Annotated in this window: 8 protein-coding genes; 2 read left to right on the forward strand and 6 right to left on the reverse strand. The window is 59.9% G+C overall.

The annotated features are described in order from the left end of the window. Nucleotides 1–11 precede the first annotated feature (11 nt). Nucleotides 12–1,241, forward strand: coding sequence for a hypothetical protein (locus E3W21_RS07015; RefSeq protein ID WP_134418883.1), 1,230 nt, complete (start codon nucleotides 12–14; stop codon nucleotides 1,239–1,241). Between the two features lie 101 nt (nucleotides 1,242–1,342). Here the strand turns inward: E3W21_RS07015 and E3W21_RS07020 are convergent, their stop codons facing one another. From E3W21_RS07020 to E3W21_RS07035, 4 genes are all read right to left on the reverse strand, one after another. Continuing rightward, entirely contained in the window at nucleotides 1,343–1,720 is a 378-nt protein-coding gene (locus tag E3W21_RS07020; RefSeq protein WP_134418884.1) for a DUF2892 domain-containing protein, read from the reverse strand. 90 nt (nucleotides 1,721–1,810) lie between these two features. Beyond that, complete coding sequence (locus E3W21_RS07025) at nucleotides 1,811–2,281, reverse strand: RNA methyltransferase (protein WP_129441984.1); 471 nt, start codon at nucleotides 2,279–2,281, stop codon at nucleotides 1,811–1,813. Between the two features lie 208 nt (nucleotides 2,282–2,489). After that, entirely contained in the window at nucleotides 2,490–2,864 is a 375-nt protein-coding gene (locus E3W21_RS07030) for a YajD family HNH nuclease (RefSeq protein WP_056742523.1), read from the reverse strand. Between the two features lie 49 nt (nucleotides 2,865–2,913). Then, nucleotides 2,914–3,600, reverse strand: coding sequence for a spermidine synthase (locus E3W21_RS07035; RefSeq protein WP_134418885.1), 687 nt, complete (start codon nucleotides 3,598–3,600; stop codon nucleotides 2,914–2,916). Between the two features lie 98 nt (nucleotides 3,601–3,698). Here E3W21_RS07035 and E3W21_RS07040 point away from each other — a divergent pair, with 98 nt between their 5' ends. Next, a complete protein-coding gene (locus tag E3W21_RS07040; RefSeq protein ID WP_134418886.1) occupies nucleotides 3,699–3,989 on the forward strand; it encodes a hypothetical protein in 291 nt (96 codons plus the stop codon). Here the strand turns inward: E3W21_RS07040 and E3W21_RS07045 are convergent. Beyond that, nucleotides 3,986–4,459, reverse strand: a complete 474-nt coding sequence (locus E3W21_RS07045; RefSeq protein ID WP_134418887.1) for a cyclic nucleotide-binding domain-containing protein — start codon at nucleotides 4,457–4,459, stop codon at nucleotides 3,986–3,988. The two genes, E3W21_RS07040 and E3W21_RS07045, sit on opposite strands and share 4 nt — an antisense overlap. Before the next feature lie 233 nt (nucleotides 4,460–4,692). Continuing rightward, nucleotides 4,693–6,747 (reverse strand): S9 family peptidase, encoded by a 2,055-nt coding sequence (locus E3W21_RS07055; protein ID WP_134418889.1) that lies wholly within the window; start codon nucleotides 6,745–6,747, stop codon nucleotides 4,693–4,695. Nucleotides 6,748–6,885: the final 138 nt, after the last annotated feature.

The raw sequence follows: 6,885 nt of genomic DNA on the forward strand, positions 1-6,885 counted from the left end.
AAGGAGTGTGTATGGCTGTGGGATTGCGGCTGGCGTTGACCTTTGGGCTTTTGGCTCTGAGTTCGCCCGTGTGGGCGGCGAAGAAGGTCGATCTGGATTATCACGTGCGCCTGTTGCCGCAAAGCGATCAGGCTGAAGTGCAGTTGACGCTCGCTCAGGGTTCGGCGGTACGCAGTCTGGATTTCGACCTGGGCGATGGTAGTCACTACAGCGATTTCAAGGCCGATGGCCAATGGCAGCTCACGCCGGGCAAGCAGGCCCGTGGTGTCTGGCGTCCGGCCGCCGACAAGGCCAGCCTGACCTACCGCGTACGCATCAGCCACGGACGCAAGAGCGGCAGCTTCGATACGCGCATGACGCCAACTTGGGCGTTGATGCGCGGCGATGATCTGGTGCCGGCAGCCAAACTCGATCAGCAGGACGGCATTGAGCTGGTTTCACGCCTTGAATTCGAATTGCCCACCGGCTGGAAAAGCGTCGAAACCGCCTGGCCGCGAATCGGCAAGAACAAGTTCCGGATTGATAACGTCTCTCGATTGTTCGACCGGCCCACGGGCTGGATGCTAGCCGGCCACCTCGGCAGCCGTCGCACGCGGCTTGGGGAAACCGAGGTCACCGTCGCCTCACCTCTGGGCCAGGGCATGCGCCGCATGGATGTGCTGACGCTGCTGACCTTTGTCTGGCCGCAAGTGCAGGCGGTGTATCCCCGTCATCCCGTCAAACTGTTAATCGTCGGTGCCAACGACCCGATGTGGCGTGGCAGTCTGGGCGCGCGCGAATCGATCTATCTGAACACGCGTCTGCCGATGGTCAGCGAAAGCGGTACCAGTGCGCTGGTGCGGGAATTGGCGCAGGTGTTCGGACGGATCAACGATCAACAGCGCAGTGACTGGATCAGCGAAGGATTTGCCGAGTATTACGCCATCGAACTGGTGCGCCGCGCTGGCGGCATGAGTGATGAGCGGTATGAGAGTTTGCAGAAGAAGTTGGCCAAGGACAGCCAGAACGTCACGACCTTGCGCGCTGAGCAGGTCAGCCCGGCGCAGGTGTCCAAAGCGGTCGTGTTATTGCAGGAACTGGATCGCGAGATTCGCCTGAAGACCCGCAACAAGCGTTCGCTGGATGATGTGTTGCAGGGGGCGATGCATTTGGAGAGCGTGGATACCAAGGAATTTGTTCAGCTTGCCGAAAGCATCATTGGTGAATCGTCCAAGGTCCTCGATACCGAGTTACTTCAGTAATACCGCTATCGCGAGCAAGCTCGCTCCCACATTGAAATGCGGTCACCTGTGGGAGCGAGCTTGCTCGCGATGAGGCCCTTCGACTCACCACAATGTCTGGATCAAACCCCGGTTTTAGGCGACTTCAACGAATCATTACCGGTCACGGTAGCGGTATTGGTCGCCGCTTCAGCATTCGCCTTCAACCGGTTCAACTCTTCACCCGCCCGCTGAATCTTCGCCCGCACGTTGTTCATGTCCTGACGGCTTTTCTCCAGCAGGCTTTTCGCCGAACTGTGCCCGGTAATACCACGGGCCAGGGCTACACCGCCGATCGCCACTTGAATCAACCCGAACACGCCACCGCGACGCAGGCCCTTGCCGACCATCACCACACCGCCGGCCAGGGAAGCAATGCGTTCCCAACCCTCAACGTTTTGCTCAGTGTGAGTCTGGAACGGGGTGGATTCGATGCGTTCTACGCGATTGAGTTCGCTCATGATCTGTCTCCTGGCTGGAATGGCTTTCAAGAATAGATAATTAAGCTGACTGCCGAGGCGGGCGGCTTGTTCCATCGGATGTGCGGTGAATCAGCGAAACTTCGCCCCGGAGCGGGTGTTGAGTCCCTTGGACAGGCGGTCATAGAGCACGACGTTGACGGTGGCCGCCAGGTTCATGCAACCGGTGGTCGGGATGTAGACCACGTCTTCGCACCAGTCGCGAATCTCTTTATCCAGCGAGCCGTCTTCCGGGCCGAAGATGTACAGCGCGCGGTCCGGATGGGTGTATTCCGGCAGCGAACGGGCGCCGTCCACCAGTTCCACAGCGACCGGAACGCAGCCCAGCGGCAGGATTTTTTTCAGGTCGTCGATGCCGATCAGCGGAATGTCGTAGTGGACGCGCTTGGTGTCGGTGACGAAGTCGGCGGCGCGCTCATAACGTTTGCCGGTGTAGAACACGGACGCCACGCCATAACAGCCAGCGGCGCGCATCACCGAACCGACGTTCTCCGGTGATTTGGGGTTATACAAACCAATGCAGCTGTACCGTTTGTCTGCCACGAGCGGGTGCCTTCGGGGAAAAAACGGCGATTATACGGGGATTGGGGGAGGGGTGTTCGGTTTGGAGATTGGTGGTGTCTGGTCGGCCGTCTTCGCGAGCAAGCCCGCTCCCACATGGATCCTGAGTGTTCACAAATGTTGTGTTCACAGAAGATCCCCTGTGGGAGCGAGCTTGCTCGCGATGAGGCCAGGTCAGGCGCTGAAAATATTACTCGTCTTTCTTCATCAGGCCGGCCAACGCCGCAAACGGGTTATGCGTCGCCTTGGCGATTTTCGGCGAGCTCAGCGAGCCTTCACCAAAATACTGCTGGTCGGTGTACCGAGAGTGTTCATTGTCGTGGCAATACAGGCACAACAATTCCCAGTTCGAGCCGTCCTGCGGGTTGTTGTCGTGGTTGTGGTCGCGGTGGTGCACGGTCAATTCGCTCAGGCGCTTGCCGGAAAACTCACGAGCACAGCGGCCGCACACGTGCGGGTACATTTTCAGGGCTTTGTCGCGGTAACCCATTTCCTTGTCGCGCTGGTTGTCGGCAAGGATGCGGTCCAGTTTCGACGTGTTGGTCGGAGGCGTTGACGAACTCATGGGTTCACCTTTGTAAAAAGACTAATGACGGTATTAATCGCAGTTTAGCTCAGCCCTTGAGCTTCTCGGCAATCCAGATGGTGTGGCGGGTGCCTTTGTTGCCGTGGGCGAAGACCTGGACTTCCTCGGCCTTGAAGTCGGCCTTCTTCAGTTTGTCGGAAAACTGTCGGTCAGCGCTCGCGGACCAGACGGCCAGCACGCCTTTGGGCCGCAGGGCCTTGGCGCAGGCGCTCAGGCCGCCAGCGGAGTAGAGCCAGCTGTTGGCCTTCTGGGTCAGGCCTTCGGGGCCGTTGTCGACGTCGAGCATGATCGCGTCGAAACCTTGCGGCTCTGCCTGCAGGACTTTGGCCACGTCTTCCATGCGAATGACCGTGCGCGGGTCAAGCAACGGGTTCCCGGCTTTCTCGCCCAACGGCCCACGGTTCCACTCCACCACCCCCGGCACCAGTTCGGCGACCACCACTTCAGCGGTCTTGCCCAGGTGCTTGAGGGCCGAGGCGAGGGTGAAGCCCATGCCCAGGCCGCCGATCAGCACGCGCGAATTCGGCCGGCCGGCCACTTTACGGCACGGGATCTCCGCAAGAGCGTCTTCGGAGCCGTGCATGCGGGTGTTCATCAGTTGCCCGCCGTCGCCGCCCTGGATCTTGATGACGAAATCCTCACCGTATTCGAACAGGCACAAGGCACCGCCATTTTCAGGAATTGGAGTGGTGTCGAGCAGAACGAAACGTTTCATGGGACTCACTTGAGGAGAAATTGGCATAAGAGGGGGAAGGCAAACACGCGCAGTTGGGAGTAGCCTGCAAAAAGACAACAAGGCCAACGGAGCCATTGATGAAGCGCACCATTCTAACGGTCATTGCCTTGGCCGCGCTCTCGATAACTGCAGTGCAGGCCCAGCAGTTGCAAACCATTCCGACCAACCCGACGCCGATGCCTGGTTCACCCGGCACCGCGACCCCGACACCGTACCCGCAAATCACCCCGACCGCTGCGCCCAGAACCGGGCCCGGCAGTGGTGGCCCGCCGTTGGTGCCCATTGAAATGCCTAGCCCGCCCAGCAAGGACCAGCCACTGCCGGGGCTGGAGCAAAACCCGTCGAAAACCAAATCACCCGGCGGTTAAACCTGCTGCGAGAGCAGTTGTCCATCGGCCATGCGCAAGCGTTTGGAGAGGGAGACGGCGAGGGCACGGATGATTTTGGCGGCGATTTTCGGCGCATCGTTGAGCATCTTTTCCAATGAATCCTTGCCCAGATTGAGCAACTGACAATTGCTCGCGGCCACGCAACTGGCCGAGCGCCGTTCGCCGTCGAGTACGGCCATTTCGCCGAACGCCCGACCGCTGCGCAACGTTGCCATAGTCACCAGGTGCCCGTCGCTGTTGGTTTTCTGCACTGCCACCTGGCCGGTGTGGATGATGCACATGAAGCTGCCGGCATCACCCTCATGGAAAATATCTTCGCCCTGAGCAATGGTGCTGATGCTGAAGTAGCCCGAGGCCGTGGCGAAGTCCGCCGGCAGCAGTTGATCGAACAGGCCACAGTCCATCAGCCAGTCGCGAATTTCGTTGTTCAGTAAGGTCGGTTCTGACATGTCGTCACGGTCTTTTTCTTGTGTCTGTTGCTGTTCCGGCTTTTTGGGTCAATCACAGATCCCTTGTGGGAGCGGGCTTGCTCGCGAAGGCGGTGTGTCAGACAACATTGATGTTGAATGTGATGGCCTCTTCGCGAGCAAGTCGGATCGCCGCACCGCCGCTCCCACAGGGGATGTGTGGTGTATCGGCGTCCGGCGTCAGGTGTTAAGACCAACACACCGGGCCAAGTTCCTCAGGCGATGCCCAAAACCTTGAAAACAAATGCGTATTCGAGTGCTACGTCACGCAATCCCTGATAACGACCGCTCATCCCGCCGTGCCCGGCACCCAATTCGGTCTTGAGCAGCAGGGGATTGGTGTCGGTTTTGGTTGCGCGTAATTTCGCCACCCACTTGGCTGCTTCCCAGTACTGCACGCGACTGTCGTTGTAGCCGGCGATCACCAGGGTCGCCGGATAAGCTTGTGCGGTGACGTTTTCGTACGGGGCGTAGGCCTTGATCCGCTCATAGACGTCCGGTTCTTCAGGATTGCCCCACTCGTCGTACTCGGTGACGGTCAACGGCAGATCCGGGTCGAGCATGGTGTTCAGCACGTCGACGAACGGCACTTCGGCAATCGCAGCAGCAAACAACTCCGGGCGCTGATTGAGCACCGCGCCGATCAGCAGACCACCGGCGCTGCCGCCGCTGATCGCCAATTGCGATGGCGTGGTGAAGCCATCGGCGATCAGGTGTTCGGCGCAGGCGATGAAGTCGCTGAAGGTGTTGTGTTTGTGTTCCTGCTTGCCAGCGCGATACCAGGCTTCACCCAGTTCACCGCCGCCACGCACGTGAGCGATGGCGAACGCCACGCCACGGTCGAGCAGACTCAAACGGGCGTGGGAGAACCACGGGTCGAGGCTTTCACCGTAGGCGCCATATCCGTACAGATAAAGCGGCGTCGGCTTGCCGAGTGCTTCGCGTTTGACGACGAGGCTGATCGGCACTTTCGTACCGTCAGGTGCCGTCGCCCACAAACGCTGACTGACGTAGGCATCGGCGTCGAACGGGCCGAGCACCGGGGTTTCCTTGAGGACTTTCTGCTCGCCGTTGCCCAATACAAGTTGTCGGATTTGCGCCGGACGGTTCAGCGCTTCGTAGCGCAGGCGGATCCTGTCGCTGACGAATTCCAGGCTGTTCTGCACGTGCAGGCTGTAGGCCGCATCCGGTAATTGCACACGGTAGCTCGGCAGGTCTTGCGGATGAACTTCGATGATCGGCAAGCCACCCTCACGCAAGCTCAGGGTCACGGCCCCGGCGTTCAGGCTCATGCCTTCGATCATCACCGTGTCGCTGTGGGGGATCAGGTTCTGCCAGTCGGCCTCGGTCGGCGCCACGCCGGTGTCTACGGCGTGGTACAGGGCAAAGTTGATGCCGTCGCGATTGGTGCGAATGAACCAGGTCCATTGACCGTCGAGCGCGCCGTGGTCGACGTCGTACTCATGGTCTTCAACCCTCGGTGCGATGCAGGTAAAAGCCTGCTGCGGCTGGAACGCGTCAAGCACCCAGACTTCGCTGGTGGTCTTGCTGCCGAGGGACAGCAGCAATTGCTGCTCGGAACTGGAGCGGTAGCAATGCATGAAGAATCGACCGTCCGGCTCATGGAACACTTCTTCAGCCGCCGTACCGTCCAGCCGATAGCGGAACAGTTTGTGCGGGCGATGGGTGTCGTCCAGCTCGCCGAAGAACAGCGTCAGGCTGTCATTGGCCCAGGTCATGCTGCCGTCGCAATCCTGGAATTCCAGTTCGCTGACACGGCCGTTGGACAATTCCTTCACGAACAGCGTGTAAATCTCATCGCCCGTGGCGTCGATGCTGTAGGCCAGACGCTGGTGATCCGGGCTGATACTGAACGCGCCCAAGGAAAAGAAACCGCCTTTGGCCAGTTCGTTCGGGTCCAGCAGCAGCTGTTCCTGGCTTTCGTCGAGCTGCAGGCTGTCATCGGCAGGGCGCGGGCAGCGGTAGTGACGGGCATATTCATCACCGGCCGTGGTGCGCGTGTAATACAGGTACGGACCCCAAGGGGAGGGCAAGGACAGGTCGGTTTCGAGAATCCGGGCCTTGATCTCTTCGAACAGGGTTTCACGCAACCCGGCCTGATCGGCGGTTTGCGCCGCTTGGTAGCGGTTTTCCGCTTTCAGGTAGTCGAGCACCGCGTCGGTGTCGCGCTCCTGCAACCAGGCATACGGGTCGTCGCCTTCGGCCTTGTGGGCAATCGGGGCGCTGGTGACGTTGGCGGTTAAGGGCATGAAGGGCTCTCGGACGATGTACGGAATAAGGGTTTTTCAGGTCTTGATGCCGCTGCAGACCCCTGTGGGAGCGGGCTTGCTCGCGAAAGCGGTGTATCAGACAACAATGATGTCGACTGACACTCCCTCTTCGCGAGC

The organism is Pseudomonas sp. F01002, from assembly GCF_004402115.1.
GTDB lineage: Bacteria > Pseudomonadota > Gammaproteobacteria > Pseudomonadales > Pseudomonadaceae > Aquipseudomonas > Aquipseudomonas frigoris.